Raw genomic sequence first — 18,710 nt, 5'->3', positions numbered from 1 at the left:
CACCGATGCGTGGTGCATCACCAAACGTGCCGCCACGGCCGGCCCATCGGGACGAAAGGACTTCACATGGCACCACCGATCAACTCCACCGGTTCCACGCACTCCACCGAAGAGCATCCGAATTCGAATGCGCGCCGCGCCGCCGTTTCGGGCTTCCTCGGCAGCACCCTCGAGTACTACGACTTCTTCATCTACGGCTCCGCAGCCGCGCTCGTGTTCCCCAAGATCTTCTTTCCTGGCGGCGGCTCGACGGCAACGCTGCTCTCGATCAGCACCCTGGGCGTGGCCTACGTCGCCCGCCCACTCGGCGCAGTGCTGTGGGGACACCTCGGCGATCGGTACGGACGCAAGAACGCGCTTCTCGCCTGCCTGCTCCTCATGGGTGTTGCGACGGTCATCGTCGGTTGCCTGCCGACCTACGACCAGATCGGCATCGCCGCGCCGATCATTCTCGTCTTGCTTCGCCTTCTTCAAGGGCTCTCTGCCGGCGGTGAATCACCCGGCTCTTCGGCACTGACGCTCGAACACGCGCCGGATCACCGTCGTTCGTTCTTCACCTCGTTCACCATGAGCGGGATCATGTTCGGCATCGTCGTCTCCAGCCTGGTATTCATCCCAGTGGCGAGCCTGCCCGACGAAGACCTCTATTCGTGGGGTTGGCGAGTTCCCTTCTGGCTCAGCATCATCGTGACCGTCGTTGCGCTGTGGCTACGTCGCGCCCTGGATGAGCCCGAGGTATTCGAAGAACTCAAGGAACAGGACGAGACGGCCGGAATTCCCGTCGTCGAGATGTTCCGCTCGCACTGGCGCACCGTGATCCGTATCAGCATGAGCTCGACCTTCGCGATGATCAACACCATCGTCAACGTCTTCGCCCTGGCGTACGCCGTCGAATCCGGCTTCGAACGCTCCACGATGCTGTGGGCCATCGCGACCGCCAATTTTGTTGCCGTACTGACTCAGCCGCTGTTCGGCATTCTCTCGGATCGCCACGGGCGTAAGCCCATCTTCGTCGTCGGCGCCATCGGAGCCGGCTTGATGATCTTCGTGTTCTTCCATTCGATCGGAACCCAAAGCGTCCCCATGGTCTTCGCTTCGGGAATCGTCATGATCGGAATCTTCTACGCGATGCCCAACGGCACGTACCCGGCATACTTCCCGGAGCAGTTCCCCGCGAAGGTCCGATACACCGGAATGGCCGTCAGCCTCATGCTCGGACTCCTTGTCGCCGGCTTCACACCGGCTATCGCCCAGGCGATTTCGGCCGGAGACAAGAGCAACTGGACGCCGGTTGCATGGATGTGCCTGGGCTTCGCCGTCATCTCCGCCATCGCGGCAATGACCGGACCGGAAACGTACCGCACGCCCACAGCAGAACTGGGCCAACCGAAGCCGAGCCTGCCGATCAAGCAGGACTCAGAGCTCACCAGCAACAACGCTTGACCGGACCGGCCCCTCGCGCTGAATTGCCGCGAGGGGCCGTCCCCACTTATGCAGGAGAATGTCATGACTACCGAATACACACGCCACCGTATCGGCCTTGTCGGGTCGGGTATCGCCACCTCACTCTCGCCCGCGTTGCACGCACACGAAGCAGCAGCACTCGGACTCGACGACTACAGCTACGAACTGATCGATCTCGAGAACCTGAACATCTCGGTCGAGAAAACCGGTGAGGTGGTGCGTGGCGCCGTCGCGGGCGATTTCACCGGACTGAACATCACCCACCCGTGCAAGCAGGTTGTCGTGGACGCGCTCGACGAGCTGTCCGGCAACGCGCGGTTGCTCGGTGCCGTCAACACGGTTGTGGTCGACAACGGCCGTTTGATCGGCCACAACACTGACCACAGCGGATTCCTCACAGCACTGCAGCGCGGTTTGCCCGACGCCGCCTTGGACCGAGTGGTGCTTGCCGGGGCAGGAGGGGCGGGTTCCGCTGTGGCATACGCACTCGCCGCCGCCGGCACCACGGATCTTCGCATCGCAGATATTGATCCCGATCGCGCTGCCGATGTGTGTTCTCGCGTCGCCTCGGCCTTCCCTGGCACGCGCACAACGGCTTTGGCGATCGGTGAGATCTCCGTCAACCTGACGACGTGCGACGGCGTCGTCAATGCGTCTCCGATCGGCATGGTGGGTCATCCCGGAACTCCCTTCGACCCCGCTGCGCTCCACTCCGGCTTGTGGGTCGCGGACATCGTTTATCGACCGATGCGCACCGAATTGCTCGACGCTGCAGCTGCTCTCGGATGCGCGGTTCTCGACGGTGGGCAGATGCTGGTGGCTCAAGCCTCTGACACCTTCACACTCCTGACCGGTGTCGAAGCCGATACGGATCGCATGCGCAGCCATCTGAGCGAGCTGCTCTCCGAGACGGCATGCGCATGAGCACAACCGAACACCTACTTTCTCGCGAAGTACCAGGAGCACTGATGAAGGTGACTGCGCCTTTCGCCGAACCTCTCGACATGGGCAGCGTCCGCCTCCGGAACCGGTTCGTGTCCGCCCCGATGGAACGCAACTACTGCGAAGTCGACGGCACCATGACGGACGAGTACATCGCGTACCTCGCCCGCCGCGCCGAAGGTGGTGCTGCACTGATCTTCACCGAAGCGAGCTACGTGCGTGCCGACGGCAAGGGACGCATCCGGCAGATGGGCGTCGACGTCGACGAACGGATTCCCGGCATCAAGAAGATGGCCGACGCGATCCACGCACACGGCGCCCTCGTCGGAGTCGAACTCAACCACGGTGGACGTACGGCGCAAGGTTCTGTCAGCGGGTTTGTTCCCGTTGCCCCGACACCGATTCCGTGTTTGGTTGTCGGCGGCGAGATGCCAGAACAACTCGACGCCGACGACATCGAGCACATCATCGAATGTTTCGGTGAAGCCGCAGCGCGCTGCCAGCAGGCGGGCGTCGACGTCATCTCCCTGCACGGTGGCCACGGGTACTTGATCCACCAGTTCCTCTCCCCTGCTTACAATCACCGCGACGACGAGTGGGCCGACCCCACCTTGTTCGTCAACAAGGTCATCGCCTCCGTCCACGAGCATGCTCCGGGAATCACTCTGGGACTTCGATTCTCAGCCTTCGAAGGCATTGACGGCGGACTCGACGCCGAGACGACCCGCTCTCGCATCGACGCCATCGACACCGACCGACTCGATTTTCTCGACGTCTCGGCCGGCAACTACGAAGCGGGACAGTGGATCATCCAGCCCGGTGAATGGTCCCGCGGACTCCTCGCACCGTACTCCGAGCAGTACCAGCGCGACTTCGACATCCCGGTGGGTGTAGCCGGACGCATCACGTCGCCGGAGATCGCCGCGCAGATCATCGAATCCGGCCAGGCGAACTTCGTCAGCATGGCCCGTACGTTGCACGCCGACCCGGACTTTCCGAATCGCGCTATCGACGGTGGCCGGTACCGCCCCTGCATCGCCTGCAACTACTGCATCGACAGCCTGGCCGCCGGCCCCATTCCCTGTTCCGTCAACCCGTGGGTCGGACGTGAACTGGATCAGCCCACGAAGCCGGCTGATGCCACCGTACGCGTCGCCGTAATCGGTGCCGGTCCGTCCGGAATGGCCGCTGCCCGCGACCTCGCAATTGCCGGTCATCGCGTCGACCTGTACGACGAACGCCCCAGTCTCGGTGGCGACTTCGCTCTGGCATCGAAGCTGCACGAATATCCCGAATACGGGCGGATCGTGGACTGGTACCTCGCGGAACTGGCCGAACTCGGGGTGCAGTGCCACACTTCGACCAGAGCTGACGCAGCATTGCTCGCAAACAGTGACTTCGACGCGATCGTCCTTGCTGCCGGTGGGCACGGTCCCGTGACTGACCTCCCCGGAGCAGCAACCCGTACCGTCCGTGATGTCCGCGAGTTCCTCGCCTCCGGAGATCCTGCCCCCGAAGCAATCACCATTTTCGGCGCCGACCGCGAGGCTGCCGCTGTTGCCGACGATCTGCTCCAGAAGGGCACCCAGGTCGTCATGATCGGGCCGCAGGAAACCATCGCACACGACGTCGGCCGACGCGGCAAGATTGTGCTGCTGCCGCGCCTAGCCGCAAGTGAGAACTTCACGACCTACCTGAGCTCGATCGTCACGAAGGTCGACGCTAAGTCGGTCACGATCTCGACAGGCGGTGTACTGAGCGAAGTCGACGCCCCCGGCGAGCTGCTGATCTCACAGGGCGTCGAGCCGCGCTCGGAGCTTCTGACCGAACTCCGTTCACTGGCACCACGACTCGGGGTCCATACCGTCGGAGACGCGAGCGGTGACGGCGGATCCATCCATGCCGCACTCGTGACCGCAGCCGACGTTGCCGTCGCCATCACCGCCGCCGCTGCGGCCCGTCAGGAGGTTCACGCATGAGCGCACACACAGCCGCACCGGTGGCAACTGCGTTGCCACCCATCGGACTCGGAACCTGGCCACTGGTCGGTGCCGACGCCACGAAGTCGGTACTCTCCGGAATCGAGGCCGGGTACCGCCTCATCGACACCGCCGCGATCTACGGCAACGAGGACGCCGTCGGCGTAGCGTTGGCGGAGTCTGCTCTTCCGCGAGAAGAACTGTTTGTCACCACCAAACTTCGTGGAAACGACCAGGTTTCCGGTGACATCCGCGGAGCGCTCGAGCAGAGCCTGGAACGACTGGGACTGGATCAACTCGATCTGTTCCTGATCCACTGGCCGCTCCCGCGAATCGATCGTTACGTTGCGTCGTTCGAGGCGATGCTGGCCTGCCGCGACGCCGGACTGGTTCGGTACGTGGGTGTGTCGAACTTCCTGGAGCACCACGTGCGCCGCGTCGTCGCCGAAACCGGCGAAGCACCGGCAGTCAACCAGATTCAGATGGACCCGTCGCTCGCGCGAATTCCGGTGCGCCGCGCCAACGGCGAACTTGGCATCTTCACTCAGTCGTGGAGTCCGCTCGGCCGGGGTGACGTGCTCGACAACGACGTTGTGAGCGAGATCGCCGGTCGAATCGGTTGCACACCAGCTCAAGTGGTCCTCGCTTGGCACGTCGCGCAGGGTGTGGTTCCGGTCGCGCGATCAGCGAACCCGACGCGTCAGGCCGAGAACCTGGCAGCACTCGACGTGACCCTCTCCGGCGAAGACATCGAAGCACTGAACAGTCTCGACCGCGGCGAGTCTGCGGCGCGGGACGTCGAAGCAGAGGAACATTTCTGATGACATTGAAAGTCGGAATCGTCGGCTGCGGCAAGATCGCCGGCAACCATGCCCGAGCCCTGCAACAAGTCCCCGGCGTCGAGGTAATCGGCTGCTGCGATCCCGATCTCGGACGCGCCCAGGAGTTCGCGGCAGCGCACGGCATTCCCGCAGCCGTGAGTTCAGTGGAGCAACTTCTCGCCCTCGGACTCGACGCCTGCACCGTTTGCACGCCGCACCCGGTACATGAAGAGGTAGTCGTGGCCGCTGCCGAAGCGGGTGTACATGTGTTGTGCGAGAAGCCCATCGCGGTCGATGTTGCTGCCGCCGACCGCATGATCGAGGCCGCCGACCGCGCCGGTATCACCTTCGGCGTCCTCTTCCAACGCCGCTTCTGGCCGGCCGCGCGTCGTATCCGGGACGCCATCGACGACGGCCGGATCGGACTGCCCACGCTCGGCGAGGCGTCGGTGATCCTCCACCGCCCATCGAGTTACTACTCGGCCGACGCGTGGCGCGGACGCTGGGACACCGACGGCGGTGGCGTGCTCATGACGCAGGCGGTGCACCAGATCGACATGCTGGCCTGGTTCATGGGCGAGGCCGTCTCGGTCAGCGGCTTCATCCGCACCCACACCCACGGTGAGCACATCGAGACCGAAGACAGCGCGTCAGCTGTAATTTCCTTTGCCTCGGGCGGCACCGCCACCGTCACCGCGACTACCGGCGCCAATCACAACCTGGGCAACCGTGTCTCGGTGATCGGGCGCACCGGCGCCATCGCCAGCGTCCTCGAATTTCCTGAAGGGCACGAGGGTGTCAACGAAATCTGGACCGTGCCGGGCGAAGTCGAGTTCCAGTCGCCGTATTCCGCCGACATCGACGCCAATCTCGATGTGGGAGCGGTCAATGCGGCACTGACCGACTTCCACACCCTGCAGGTTCAGGACTTCGCCGACGCGGTCCTGACCGGGCGCGAACCCGCCGTCACCGGACGAGACGCCCGCGCGTCACTTGCCATCATCGCCGCAATCTACGAATCGTCACGAACCGGGAAGGTTGTCGAGTTGACATCGACACCGACCCTCGCAACAACTGCCAAGGAGCAGAAATGAGTAGCAGTACCCCCCTCACCTACGACGTAGTTGTCGTGGGCTCCGGCGCAGGCGGGCTTTCCACAGCAATTGCCGCAGCACATGGCGGCGCGTCGGTACTCGTTGTCGAGAAGGCCGACACCTGCGGCGGCGCAACGGCCTGGTCGGGCGGGTGGATGTGGACCCCACGCAACATGTTTGCCATCGCCGACGGGGTTGTCGAAGATCGTTCGGCGCCGCGGGCATATCTGGAGAACCGACTCGGAGACAACTTCGACGCCGCCAAAGTGGATGCTCTTCTCGACGGCGCACCGGAGATGGTCGAGTTCTTCGAACGCAAGACTGCACTGAAGTTCGTTCCCGGAGCCAAGATCGCCGACATTCACGGCGACACACCGGGAGCCGGCACGGGTCATCGTTCCGTCGGACCGAAACCGGTGAGCTTGCGAAAGCTCGGACCCGACGTCGCGGCGCTGCTCCGTCGACAGTTGTACGAGACGTCGTTCCTCGGCATGGGCATCATGGCCGGCCCCGACCTGCAGGCATTCCTGCACTCGACTCGATCGCCGAAAGCATTTGTGCACTGTGGCGTTCGCGTGACAAAGCACATGTTCGATCTCGCCACCAAGCGTCGTGGCCAGCAACTCGTCAACGGCACTGCGCTTGTCGGCATGATGCTTCGCTCAGCGCTCGATCTCAGCGTCGAGATTCGGGTGAAAACGTCGGCAACATCGCTGCAGACTGACGATGACGGTCGCGTTGTCGGTGTCCGCCTCGAAGGTCCGGATGGTGCGTACTCGGTAACTGCCACGCGCGGCGTCGTACTGGCCACCGGCGGCTTCGCCCAGGACATCGACCGCCGACGTGAACTGTTCCCCCGTACCCCCACCGGAAACGAGCACTGGTCACTCACTCCGAAGACAACCACCGGCGACGGCATCACCCTTGGCGAATCCGTGGGTGGTCGCCTCGACCGCACTCTTGCCTCCCCCGTCGCGTACTGCCCCGTCTCCATCGTTCGCTACCGCAACGGCAAGGAAGGGGTGTTCCCGCACATCCTCGACCGCGGAAAGCCCGGTGTCATCGGAGTTCTCGCGAACGGCAAGCGTTTTGTCAACGAGGCACTCGGCTACCACGACTACACCCTCGCGATGGTCGAGCAGGTTCCTGAGGGCGAAGAAGTGTGCTCGTGGTTGATCGCCGATCAGCAGTATGTGCGCTACCTCCCGCTGGGCATGGCCAAGCCCCTGCCGATCCCGATCCAGCCGTACCTGCGCTCGGGATACCTGACACGGGGTCGCACTGTTCGCGAACTGGCGGAGAAGATCGGCGTTGATCCGACGCAGTTGGAAAAGACAATCGAGGCATTCAATGTCGGGGCCGTGGCCGGTGAAGACCCCGAGTTCGGTCGCGGCACAACACCGTTCAACCGGGGATCCGGCGATACCGCCAACCCCTGGCCGAACCCGTCGCTCGCGCCCTTACAGAAGGGTCCGTACTACGCGGTGAAGGTGGTGCCGGGCAGTTTCGGTACCTTCGCCGGGCTTGTCACCGACTCGTCGTCGCAGGTTCTCGATGACAACGACCGCCCCATCGAGGGATTGCTCGCCGTCGGCGTCGATCAGGCCAGCGTGATGGGCGGGCACTACCCGTCCGGCGGCATCAACCTCGGCCCGGCGATGACGTTCGGTTACCTGGCAGGTCGGGAACTGGCCGGAGCCAAGACAGTTGGAGCGCACGCATGACACTCTCACTCGGGCTTGCAGCCCTCACGGTGCTGGACACTGCTCCGATGCAGCACGTCGACTTGGCCGAAAAGCACGGCTTCGACACCATCGGCATCCGCCTGATGCCCGCGGCACCGGGTACGACGGCCTACCCGCTGCACGAGGACAAGCAGGGGTTGAACGAATTGGTGCGTCGACTGGATGATTCACCCGTTGAGGTATTCGACCTCGAAATCATCCGCCTTGCAGCCGACTTCGACCCCGCCGACTACGTTCCGCTTCTCGAAGCGGGTGCACAGCTCGGAGCCAAAGCCGTTCTGGTGGGCGGCGACGACCGCGACCGCGCTCGGCTCACGAACTCCTATGCCCGCCTCGCTGAACTGTGCGCGAACTACGGCATCGTCGCCTCGCTCGAATTCATGCCGTGGACTGCGGTGCCCGATGCGCGTGCGGCCATCGAGATCGTCTCGGCGGCAGACGGTCCGGCTCGTAGTGTCCTGGTCGACGCACTCCACACCGACCGCTCGGCGACCACGCTGGAGGATCTTGCGTCCATCCCGCGCGAGTGGCTTCACTACGCCCAGATGTGCGACGGTTCGACCCCCGCTCCTACGGAGGACGCAGAACTGATCCGTCACGCCCGCGAAGAGCGTCTGGTGCCCGGCACCGGCGGCATCGCCCTGGCCGACATCTGGTCGACCCTGCCTGCCGGACTGCCGGTCAGCATCGAATTGCCCAACGAGCCGCTGCGTCAGGCAGTCGGCACCGACGCCTGGCTGGAGCGCCTGGTCGAGGCCACGCGAGCAGTGTTGGCCTAGCGGCCCTGTGCGCGTTTAGCGAGTCCAGGCACTCCCTAAACGCGCACGGGGGCGTCAGCCCCTCCGAGCCGCAACGGCCTGCGCCAGACGGTCCAACTGCGCTGCGGTGGTGGACCAGTCGATGCACGCGTCGGTGATCGACTGACCGTAGGTGAGCTCGTCCGCCTTACCCAAGGTCAGGTCCTGACGGCCGGCCTCGATGAAACTCTCCAACATGACGCCGGCGATTCCCTGCTCGCCCTCGGTCAGACGTCGGGCAATGTCGTCCAGCACGACGACCTGACGCTCGTGGTCCTTGCTGCTGTTACCGTGGCTCGCGTCGATGACCACGCGCTCGGGCAGGTTCGACTTACGCAGGCGAGCAAGGGTATCCGAGACGGTCTCGGCATCGTAGTTCGGTCCGTCGCTGCCGCCACGAAGAATCACATGGCAGTCCGGGTTGCCCGCGGTCCGAATCAAGGCAGCCTGGCCGTCGAGATCCGTTCCGGGGAACACATGGCTCGCCGCCGCAGCGCGGGTACCGTCGACGGCTACCTGCACATCACCTTCGGTGGAATTCTTGATGCCGACGGGCATGGACAGCGCGCTGCACAGCTGACGGTGAACCTGACTGGCGGCGGTCCGGGCGCCGATCGCACCGTAGCTGACCAGGTCGGCGATGTACTGCGGCATGATCGGATCAAGGAACTCGCAGCCGACAGGCAGGCCCAGACTCGACACGTCGAGAAGCAACTTGCGGCCGATGCCGAGCCCGGTGTTGATGTCGAACGTGCCGTCGAGGTGGGGGTCGTTGAGCAGGCCCTTCCACCCGAGAGTGGTGCGCGGCTTTTCGAAGTAGACGCGCATCACGATGTGCAGGTCGTCCCGCAGTTCTTCGGCCTTGGCAGCCAACCGACGGGCGTAGTCCATCGCAGCTTCCGGATCGTGTACCGAGCACGGTCCGACAACAACGATCAAACGGTCGTCGTCACCGTTGAGGATGTTGATCGTGTCGGCACGGCCGGTCCGCACGGTTGCGGCCGCGACCTCGTCCGGAGCGTGCTGAGCACGAACAGTCGCCGGTGACACGAGCGGACTGATACTCACAGTGCGCTGATCGTCGAGGCTGTCCGAAGCTGCGGTGGTGTCGATGGTGACAGTCATGGGGTTTTCGGTTTCCTGTTCTCAGGCCGACCCCAGAGATGAAGAGAAACTCCAGCGAGCCGGTCTGTAGTCCGGCTCTTGGGTGGAGGTTGTCAGCGCGTGGTTACGCCGGCAGGCCCACCCGGGGCCGGCCTGCTAAACCAGAAATAGACGCGCTGCATGACGGCCACGATACCTCGAGTTCGGATCAGATGGGCGCGCCCGTCCACAACAAGCCGAATCCGAGGGGCGAGTCCCGTGGCACGAGTCCGTGAAGAATGGCCAAATCCGCTGAGCGGTTGGCGCTTTCGAGTAAGGCTCCGGCTGCGAAGTTCGAATACGTTGGTTAGGCACCTGCCAATGCCCGGAACATCAGATGGAGCTGCGCCTTCTCATGCCTGTGATCGAATCGACCAAAACCTTCCACCCGACGGTGTCCCCTTCTGCGACCGAAACCCCCTTGCAGTCGACAAAAGATGTGGACGACGAATTCACCCGTCTGATCGATTCCTTGACACGACGCGGGTTCCTGACCGGTGCGGCGGCGCTCGGTGCACTGGGCGCACTGTCTGCATGTTCGAGCGAATCCAGCGGCACCGAAGCCTCGGACGAGTGGGTCGACATCGTCGTCGCGGACCAGACCTACCGCCTCCCGCGGGACCCCAAGCGTGTCGTGGTGCTCGAAGCCCGAGGCGCCCTCGATTTTGCACTACTGGCCGAGTACCCGATCGTCGCGACCAATTGGGATCCGAAGTCTCAGCTCATGCAACAGGTACCCGCCGGCGCAGCTCGCCTCGGTGGGACGAACAACGAACCGAATGCCGAATCGATACTGAGCTACGACCCCGATCTGTTGGTTGTCGGGAAAGGCTGGTGGGATTACTACCAGGACAGGGGCCTGCTCGGCACTGACATCGCCCCGGTGCTCGTCGTTGACGAGGGCACGACGGGCTCGTCCTGGAAACAGGCCATGACCGCGCAGCTCACGGCGCTCGATCGCCGCGAAGTCGCCGAACGCGTCATCGCCCGATACAACGGAGAACTTGCTCAAGCGCGGGCCAAGATCGGTGGTCTCCTCGAAGGCAAGTCGATTGCGATCGCCGGTGCAGACAGCGGTCAGATCTGGCTGCAGAACAACACGTTCGCCGTGTCGGTTGCACAGGACCTCGGCCTGAACGTCTTGACTGACGCCGCCCATGCCGCACCCGATCGGAAGGATTCGACTTTCTACAGCCTCGAGGAGCTCGCGATCTTCGACCAGGCCGACTTCGTACTGCTACAGAACCCCGACGCCGTCGAAGCCGAGTCGCCCACGTGGAGACGAGTCCGCGCTGTCCAGGACGGACATGTCGGACAACTGCGATACGACCTCAACAACGGCCTCGCGCTGACTGCGATGGCCCTGGCCGCTGATATCGCCGAACAGGTACAGGTCATGCGCTGACATCCGTGCGGGCATTGGATCGGTACTGGAGTGACCCCACCACACCTGGTGGGGTCACTCACGCCTCCAAGCGGAATTCGCCTCGCACCTGGCGTACACCGTTGATCTGCACTTCGACGGCATGGTCGCCGGCGTAGTACTTCCGGGTACTGATCGGTTTGAAGGAATGCCTCTTCGCGATGCGGGCCGGCACCCCAGGCTCGAGCGTTCGTGTTGTCAGTTTGAAGACCTTCGGCGTCGTGGTCCCGTTGGCCTTCACGTGGTGGACGATGTAATCGATCACGACGGTGACGGACTCGCTGCCGTTGTTCGTGACGGCGAAGTCGAAGGTGAGTTCTCCACCCGCATCGACTATTTCACGGTCGATGACGAACCCTTCGACCACGACGTCGCTGGGCGGCGAGAACCCCAGAAGAGACAGAGCATCTGGGTCGCCGGCCTTGATCAACGTCCGCAATGCATGTTTGACGATTTTCAGTGTGTTGGAATCCGGCGTCTGTAACCAACGCTTCGCAGTCGACACGGCGAGCGCTGCGTCAGCACGACTGAGATCGTTGAGATGGTTTGCGACCGAGCGTCGTACATATTCCGAATCATCCCGATACAGCTCGTCGAGAATGGCGATTGTCGACTCGGGACGCGCCGTCAATTTTTTCACTCGTCTTCCCCAGGGCAAACGAGTACGAGTGCCTTCGGTCGCCAAGCGCCGGACGTGTTCGTCTTCATGGCCGGTCCAGGTGAGTGCGATCGCCAGCGAACGGTCAAGGTTCGTTTCGAGAAATGTGCGAATTGCGAATTCGGCCGTCAGACGCGACGTCAGCTCGGCAAGCAGAGCCATTCCCTCGTCGAAGTCCGACTCGGAGCCACTTCGTGTCGCCGTGACGGCGACGGCTTCGGTCACCGGCCAGATCATCCAACCAGTGAAGGTCTCCTCTGAAAGCGCACGGCGGATGATCTCGGCGAAGGCCGGAAGATCCTGAGGCAGTTCGGCAGTCATCGCGTCCCGCACAACGCGGGTACGTTCGCCGAGACTCATACCGTCGAATTCGGATGTACTACCCCGAACGAGGGCGAGGCGTGTGTGACCGGAGGCTCGCTCGAGACAGCCTGCCAGATCGGCGACGACGGATTTCCCGAGCAGTTCGTCAGCGGTGGGCATCAGGGGCACACCGTGAGAGCGGAAATCCGATCACCGTCGAGAGTGAAATGGTGATGTAACTGGACGGGGCTTCCGGGAAAATCACCCTCGACCTTCACCGACACGACAACGGCCGAGCCTGGGGTGTTGACCGACTCGATCTTCTGGGTGAAGGTGAACGCCGTCGACACGGCGGACTTCCACGCCACGATTTCTTCGATCCCGACATACGTCCGGCCGTCGTCACGCACCACGGCGTCTTCGGTGAACACGTCACGGACGTCTCCGCCGTCGAAATACGCGCTCGCTGCGCCTGGCACCTTCGCTGAGTCGATCATTCGCGAAGAGTACTGCTGGGGTCCGACAGGTTCGGCGAACTCACTGCGCGAGCGGACGCCTCCAACTGAATCTCCATCAACAGCCTCGTCGAGGGCTCGGACAGGTCGGTATCTGTTATCTCCTCGACCCTTTTGATCCGATACCTGAGTGTGTTCGGGTGAATGCGAAGCTGCTCGGACGCGCGTCGGACATCGCCCGAATGCGCGAGGTAAACGGAGACGCTTTCACGCATGTTCGACCCGTTACGCCTGTCGTAGACGTCGAGCGCGTCGATTCTCGGATCGTGCAGTTGCTCGTCGGCCGCAATCGCGTCCATGATTTCGCCCAGCAGCACCGGAGTGCGCGAGTCCGCGAGGGTGGTCACACGAACATCCCCCGACGTTCCGTCCAAGACCCGATCCACTTCGGCGCGAGCCCTAGCCACCTCAGTGAGCGTCGAAACCGGCGACGAGACTGCGGCCCGTAAACCCGAGGGCGACACCTTGTCCAAACGCGCGACAACTTCACGGGTCCACGAGACTGTGGATTTCACGGATTGGGTTCGCGGAAACAGCACATAGATCCGGGCGCCGAATGCACTCACCAGCGATTCACGGTGAAAGGCACTGGCGTGCAGGCGCAACGACGACACGAGCTCACCCGAAGCCGACAACACGCTGCTCCCGACACTCGCCACGCCGATCACCATCGCGGGTCCGGACATCGGGATGGACAACGAGGCCGCCAGAGAAGGAACATCGACGCCGCCGCCGAGAACCCCAAGCAAGCGCTGAACCTGTATCGCCTCGTTACTCGGCGCGTCTCGGATGCGCGAAATCAGCCGAGCTGCAATGGCCGCGGCACCGCGGAGCACTCTCTCGGCATCGCCGGCGATAGGAAGCGGGCCTTCCTGAACCCAGATCGTGCCGAGCAGATCAGAACTGAAACCGCTCTCCCCCTTGATGTTCTCGGAAATTCTGCGAATCGGAACCACCAACCTTCGCCTGATCGCGAGGTCTTCGTGCGCGGGCACCTCGACCACGTCGTCGCTTCGCCGCAAGCTTTCGAAGACGCCCCACTCCTGCAGCTTCCGGAGGTATTCCCGAGGTCCTTCACGGCCGAGGATCGACTGCCGGCGGAGCTCGTCCGCAGCATCTCCTGATGCCGAATAAGCCATGACGTGGGAACGCTCGTCCTCAATGCTGACCATCCCCCGGGTGAGTGACGCGACGTTCTGCGCCAGCTCGAACAAGTCTGTGTCACTGCCGAATACAACGTCCTCCGAATCCTGACGGGATACCGAATGATCGAGCACGCCCCGGATCGTGGTGAACAATCGATCCCAACGAGCGTCCGGATGGACTGCCATCAAGGCGATCCCGGCGCGCTGTGCCGCCGCGCGCACCGACGTGTCCGAGGCCTCCTTCGACATGACGGCCCGAGGCGCTGATCCCTTCTGATCGACGCGGTTCAGCCAGGCTGCCAATTCGGCTGCGCCGATACCGACAGCGAGCCAGAGTTCAGAGGATTCGACGTCCGCGGTTCCGGGGCGTGTGAGGTCCCCGACCTCCGCGAACACCACGGAGTCGACGAAGACGTCATCACCTGACGGCGCGAAGACGAGCTCGACAAAGGCTCCGCCCAGCGCCCGAAGGACCGCGTCGAGCCTGACCTCACGGATAGCCACGTACCACCCACTTTCCGGACCGTTCCAACGCCTCAATTTCGAGAATAGTGCATTTTCCTGCGGAAACGGTTCAGCCGATCGAACAAACAGCGTCCGAGAAGTTTGGCCGATCAGCGGATTACTCGCCGACTCCTTTCGGCTTGACTGATGACGACACGACAACTGCCCCACCCATCAGTCTGCCGAAGGATCGTCATGGACGCCGTCACCAATGTCCCCCACCCCTCCAACGAGCCGGTCAACAATTACGGGCCGGGAAGCCCGGAACGATCACGCCTACGCACCAAACTGACCGAACTGGCCGAGGCACCCACCGACATCCGACAGGTCATCGGGGGCGTCCACCGAACTGCGGAGGGCAAGCGGGAGAACGTAGTTCAACCACACCGTCACAGCTCGGTCATCGGATCGTTTGCGGGCGCAACGCACTCGGATGTTCGTGATGCCATCGACGCCGCTACACTCGCCGCCCCGGCCTGGCGCGACCTCTCGTTCGACGATCGAGCTGCGGTCTTCCTCCGCGCCGCCGATCTACTCTCCGGCCCGTGGCGCGAAACCATCGCCGCCGCAACAATGCTCGGTCAGTCGAAGACCGCATATCAGGCCGAGATCGATGCCCCGTGCGAACTGATCGATTTCTGGCGTTTCAACGTCGCGTTCGCTCGTCAGATACTCGCCGACCAACCCGTTTCCGCTCCGGGAGTGTGGAATCGCGTCGAATATCGACCACTCGAAGGTTTTGTCTACGCGATCACTCCCTTCAATTTCACCGCCATCGCCGGAAATCTCCCTACCGCACCGGCCCTGATGGGCAACACCGTGATCTGGAAGCCGTCACCGACGCAGGCCGTCGCGGCATACCTCACGATGCAACTACTCGAAGCCGCCGGCCTCCCGCCCGGGGTAATCAATCTTGTTCTCGGCGACGGACCCACGGTGTCCGAAGTCGCGCTGGCCGACCCCCGCCTGGCGGGCATCCACTTCACCGGATCGACCGCAACGTTCCAGCGTTTGTGGCGTGAGGTCGGAGCCAACATCTCGAACTACCGGACGTATCCGCGTCTCGTCGGCGAAACCGGCGGCAAAGATTTTGTACTCGCACACAGTTCAGCAGACCCCGACGTACTCACGACGGCATTGATCCGCGGGGCCTTCGACTATCAGGGACAGAAATGCTCGGCCGCGTCACGGGCATTCGTCCCGAAATCGGTGTGGGCCAAGATGGGCGACACGTTCATCGACACAGTGTCGTCACTGAAGTACGGCGACGTCACGGACCTGACGAACTTCGGCGGCGCCGTCATCGACCAGCGTTCCTTCGACCGCAACGCCGCCGCGATCGTCCGAGCCAAGTCGACCGGCAGCCTCACCATCGCAGCAGGCGGCGACTACGACGACCGCGAAGGATTCTTCATCTCGCCGACGGTCCTGCTCGGTGACGACCCCAGTGACGAGGCCTTCAGCACCGAGTACTTCGGCCCCATACTCTCCCTGCACGTCTACGACGACTCCGCACCGAATGCCTACGCCGACATCCTCGCTCGTATCGACAGCGGATCCGCGTACGCCCTGACCGGTGCCGTGATCGCCACCGACCGTGCGGCCGTCGATCAAGCTCACCACGGTCTGCGGTTCGCCGCCGGAAACTTCTACGTCAACGACAAGCCGACGGGCGCGGTAGTCGGACAACAGCCCTTCGGCGGCGCTCGAGCTTCCGGTACCAACGACAAGGCCGGTTCACCGCAGAACCTGCTCCGTTGGGCGTCGACACGCACCGTCAAGGAAACCTTCGTTCCTCCCACCGATCATCGCTACCCCCACCAGGACGTCGATCCAGCCGAGAGCGAGAACCGTTGATGAGTGCCGTCTCGCTGAGCAACCCGCTGCGCCCGGTACTCCTCGCTGCGGCACGCTCGTCGCGGCTGGAGAAGACAGTCTCCGGGATGACCGTGACTCGCAAGCTGGTAGACAGGTTTGTCGCCGGGGACGCGGAACCCGCAGCGGTCTCTGCCGTACGCGACATCCTCACCAGTGGCCGGTTCGTGACGGTCGACTACCTCGGCGAGGACACTACCGATCCAGCTCAGGCAACAGCTACCGTCGACGCCTATCTCTCCCTTCTCCGCTCGTACGCAACGCTTTCCGAAGCGGCTGGGACGCAACACACCCTCGAGGTTTCGCTCAAGCTCTCCGCGTTAGGGCAGTCACTTCCCGGTGACGGCGAGAAGATCGCCCTGGCGAACGCTCACCGAATCGTCACAGCGGCAGACGAAGTGGGCGCGTGGGTCACCGTCGACGCGGAGGATCACACCACCACCGACTCGACACTGTCCATCGTCGAAGAGTTGCGCCGCGACTTCCCGACGCTCGGCACGGTCCTGCAGGCGTATCTGCACCGCACCGAGGCCGACTGCCGGCACTTCTCCGGATCAGGTTCACGAATTCGACTGTGCAAGGGTGCATACAAGGAACCGGCCGACGTTGCGTTCCAAAAGCCCGGCGAAGTCGACGCGTCGTACCTGCGTTGCCTGAAGGTCTTGATGGAAGGTGACGGGTACCCGATGGTCGCCTCCCACGATCCCACCATGATCGACGCCGCCCTCGAACTCGCCACATTGACCGAACGGACAGCCGAGGATTTCGAGTTTCAGATGCTCTACGGCATCCGCGACGGCGAACAACGCAGATTGGTAGCCGAAGGCAATCACCTGCGGGTCTACGTTCCCTACGGCAGCCAGTGGTACGGCTACTTCATGCGTCGCCTGGCGGAACGGCCGGCCAACCTCATGTTCTTCATGCGCTCACTCGCCTCCAACAACTAGGTGCTGGAAACCGGTGGCAGCGGTGGCAACTCGAGGTTCTCACGGAAGGTACCCCCGACGTAATCTGTTCCCACGATTCTGCGCTTGCGTAGTTCCGGCAGCAGTCCGTTCGTGACGAAATCGCGTGTACGCGGATCGGCAAGGTCACCGAGCGTGATGACGTCGAGTACGCCCGCGTCGTATCGTTCCTCGATCGCGTCCGCGAGCTGTTCCGGGGTGCCCGCCGCTGCCCAGTGGCCGGTGTCCTTGGACGCGATGATCAACTCACGCAGAGTCTTTCCTTGTGATGCGAGCTTGCCGAAGATCTCGACCCGGCCCCGTCGTCGATTCACCGACGACGGGTCCGGCAACAACGACTCCGGGATCGGCCGGTCCAGCGGCAATTCCGAGAAATCCACGTCACCGCCGAACATGTCGGCAAGCCTGGTGCGTCCGGCGTCGAAGTCCGTCGATTCCTCGGCTTCTCTGACCAATCGTTCGACTTCGGCTTCGGTAGCGCCGTACGTTGCGTGGAACGAGCTGAAAATCAGTGGCAGTTCGTCCCCACGCCCCAACTCTGCCGCCCTGGCGCGGATCGTCTTCGTGTAGGTGACCGCGTCCTCGAAGGTTGCGAGAGAAGTGAATACGACCTCGGCGAAGCGAGCACCCAGTTCGATACCTCCGGCAGATTGGCCTGCCTGGAATTGGACCGGACGACGCTGCGGCAGGGATGGAATGTTCAACGGCCCCTGCACGGTGAAGTACTTGCCTCGATGCTCGATGGGGACCACCCTCGACGGATCGAGCACCGCAGAGCCCTCTCCCCGGATCAAGGCGCCGGGCTTCCAGCTGTCGAAGAGCGCGTTGACCACCTCGAGCGATTCGGCCGCTCGGGCGTACCTCTCCTCCGGACTCGGCAGGTCCAAGTCGCTGTAGTTCCCTTCTCCGAGTGAGGAAGTGACGGCATTCCATGCGGCTCGACCATTGCTGACATGGTCCAGGGTGCCGAACAACCGTGCCAGGTTGAAAGGGTGATGAAACGTCGTCGTGACGGTGGCGATCAGCCCCACATGGGTGGTGACCGCACTCAGCGCGGCAAGGAAGATCAACGGCTCCTGCGCGCCGATCGCGCCCTGCGCACCGAAACTCAGCAGGTCGGCGGCAAACAGTCCGTCGATCTTGTTCGCCTCGGCCGTCTTTGCGACGTCGATCGCGGACGTTACCGTCGAAGTCGTCGGATCGATCGCGGCGTCGTAGATACTCACCGCCCCGCTGACACCGGTCACCGTCTTGAGTGGACGCCTACGATCGGCCACCGACCATCCTCCTGGCTTCGCGAAATCTGTTCCGAATTCACAACGCTAGACCGATCCTGG

The 18,710-nt window shown here is 63.2% G+C and carries 15 protein-coding genes; 10 read left to right on the top strand and 5 right to left on the bottom strand.

The features are described 5' to 3' along the window. Window positions 1-66: 66 nt before the first annotated feature. The 7 genes from RE4_RS05285 to RE4_RS05255 all read left to right on the top strand — a co-directional run bounded on the left by RE4_RS05285 (window position 67) and on the right by RE4_RS05255 (window position 8,824). Window positions 67-1,443, top strand: coding sequence for an MFS transporter (locus RE4_RS05285; protein WP_060938138.1), 1,377 nt, complete (start codon window positions 67-69; stop codon window positions 1,441-1,443). A gap of 63 nt (window positions 1,444-1,506) precedes the next feature. Then, window positions 1,507-2,388 (top strand): shikimate dehydrogenase, encoded by an 882-nt coding sequence (locus RE4_RS05280; protein WP_041816159.1) that lies wholly within the window; start codon window positions 1,507-1,509, stop codon window positions 2,386-2,388. A gap of 44 nt (window positions 2,389-2,432) precedes the next feature. Next, on the top strand, window positions 2,433-4,385 hold the full coding sequence (locus tag RE4_RS05275; protein ID WP_060938272.1) for an oxidoreductase: 1,953 nt from the start codon (window positions 2,433-2,435) through the stop codon (window positions 4,383-4,385). After that, entirely contained in the window at window positions 4,382-5,206 is an 825-nt protein-coding gene (locus tag RE4_RS05270; RefSeq protein WP_060938137.1) for an aldo/keto reductase, read from the top strand. Before RE4_RS05275 ends, RE4_RS05270 begins: the two co-directional genes overlap by 4 nt. Beyond that, window positions 5,206-6,300, top strand: a complete 1,095-nt coding sequence (locus RE4_RS05265) for a Gfo/Idh/MocA family protein (RefSeq protein WP_060938136.1) — start codon at window positions 5,206-5,208, stop codon at window positions 6,298-6,300. Before RE4_RS05270 ends, RE4_RS05265 begins: the two co-directional genes overlap by 1 nt. Further along, complete coding sequence (locus tag RE4_RS05260) at window positions 6,297-8,024, top strand: FAD-dependent oxidoreductase (RefSeq protein ID WP_060938135.1); 1,728 nt, start codon at window positions 6,297-6,299, stop codon at window positions 8,022-8,024. The genes RE4_RS05265 and RE4_RS05260 overlap by 4 nt, the downstream gene beginning before the upstream one ends. Beyond that, window positions 8,021-8,824 (top strand): sugar phosphate isomerase/epimerase family protein, encoded by an 804-nt coding sequence (locus RE4_RS05255; protein ID WP_060938134.1) that lies wholly within the window; start codon window positions 8,021-8,023, stop codon window positions 8,822-8,824. The genes RE4_RS05260 and RE4_RS05255 overlap by 4 nt, the downstream gene beginning before the upstream one ends. A gap of 54 nt (window positions 8,825-8,878) precedes the next feature. Here RE4_RS05255 and RE4_RS05250 read toward each other — a convergent pair whose 3' ends face one another. Continuing rightward, window positions 8,879-9,967, bottom strand: coding sequence for a 3-deoxy-7-phosphoheptulonate synthase (locus RE4_RS05250; protein ID WP_047889885.1), 1,089 nt, complete (start codon window positions 9,965-9,967; stop codon window positions 8,879-8,881). Window positions 9,968-10,340: 373 nt separating this feature from the next. Between RE4_RS05250 and RE4_RS05245 the strand changes: the two genes are divergently transcribed. After that, window positions 10,341-11,390 (top strand): ABC transporter substrate-binding protein, encoded by a 1,050-nt coding sequence (locus tag RE4_RS05245; RefSeq protein ID WP_060938271.1) that lies wholly within the window; start codon window positions 10,341-10,343, stop codon window positions 11,388-11,390. Window positions 11,391-11,448: 58 nt separating this feature from the next. Here the strand turns inward: RE4_RS05245 and RE4_RS05240 are convergent, their stop codons facing one another. The 3 genes from RE4_RS05240 to RE4_RS05230 are packed head-to-tail and all read right to left on the bottom strand — an operon-like array spanning window position 11,449 to window position 14,533. Further along, window positions 11,449-12,549, bottom strand: a complete 1,101-nt coding sequence (locus tag RE4_RS05240; protein ID WP_060938270.1) for a DNA alkylation repair protein — start codon at window positions 12,547-12,549, stop codon at window positions 11,449-11,451. Then, entirely contained in the window at window positions 12,549-12,866 is a 318-nt protein-coding gene (locus RE4_RS05235) for a nuclear transport factor 2 family protein (RefSeq protein ID WP_060938133.1), read from the bottom strand. Before RE4_RS05235 ends, RE4_RS05240 begins: the two co-directional genes overlap by 1 nt. Continuing rightward, window positions 12,863-14,533, bottom strand: coding sequence for a PucR family transcriptional regulator (locus tag RE4_RS05230; protein ID WP_060938132.1), 1,671 nt, complete (start codon window positions 14,531-14,533; stop codon window positions 12,863-12,865). Before RE4_RS05230 ends, RE4_RS05235 begins: the two co-directional genes overlap by 4 nt. Window positions 14,534-14,728: 195 nt before the next feature. On the opposite strand from RE4_RS05230, the gene pruA reads away from it, so the two are divergent. Further along, the gene (pruA, locus tag RE4_RS05225) at window positions 14,729-16,390 is read left to right on the top strand and encodes an L-glutamate gamma-semialdehyde dehydrogenase (protein ID WP_060938131.1); all 1,662 of its coding nucleotides are present in this window, start codon (window positions 14,729-14,731) and stop codon (window positions 16,388-16,390) included. Then, on the top strand, window positions 16,390-17,355 hold the full coding sequence (locus tag RE4_RS05220) for a proline dehydrogenase family protein (protein ID WP_060938130.1): 966 nt from the start codon (window positions 16,390-16,392) through the stop codon (window positions 17,353-17,355). Before pruA ends, RE4_RS05220 begins: the two co-directional genes overlap by 1 nt. Here RE4_RS05220 and RE4_RS05215 read toward each other — a convergent pair. Further along, window positions 17,352-18,650 (bottom strand): NtaA/DmoA family FMN-dependent monooxygenase, encoded by a 1,299-nt coding sequence (locus tag RE4_RS05215; protein WP_060938129.1) that lies wholly within the window; start codon window positions 18,648-18,650, stop codon window positions 17,352-17,354. The genes RE4_RS05220 and RE4_RS05215 overlap by 4 nt on opposite strands. Window positions 18,651-18,710 lie beyond the last annotated feature (60 nt).

It is taken from the genome of Rhodococcus erythropolis NBRC 15567, assembly GCF_001552595.1.
In the GTDB taxonomy this organism is placed as follows: domain Bacteria; phylum Actinomycetota; class Actinomycetes; order Mycobacteriales; family Mycobacteriaceae; genus Rhodococcus_F; species Rhodococcus_F erythropolis.
Note: the sequence above shows the minus strand (reverse complement) of the source record. Positions and strands in the feature narration are given on the sequence as shown.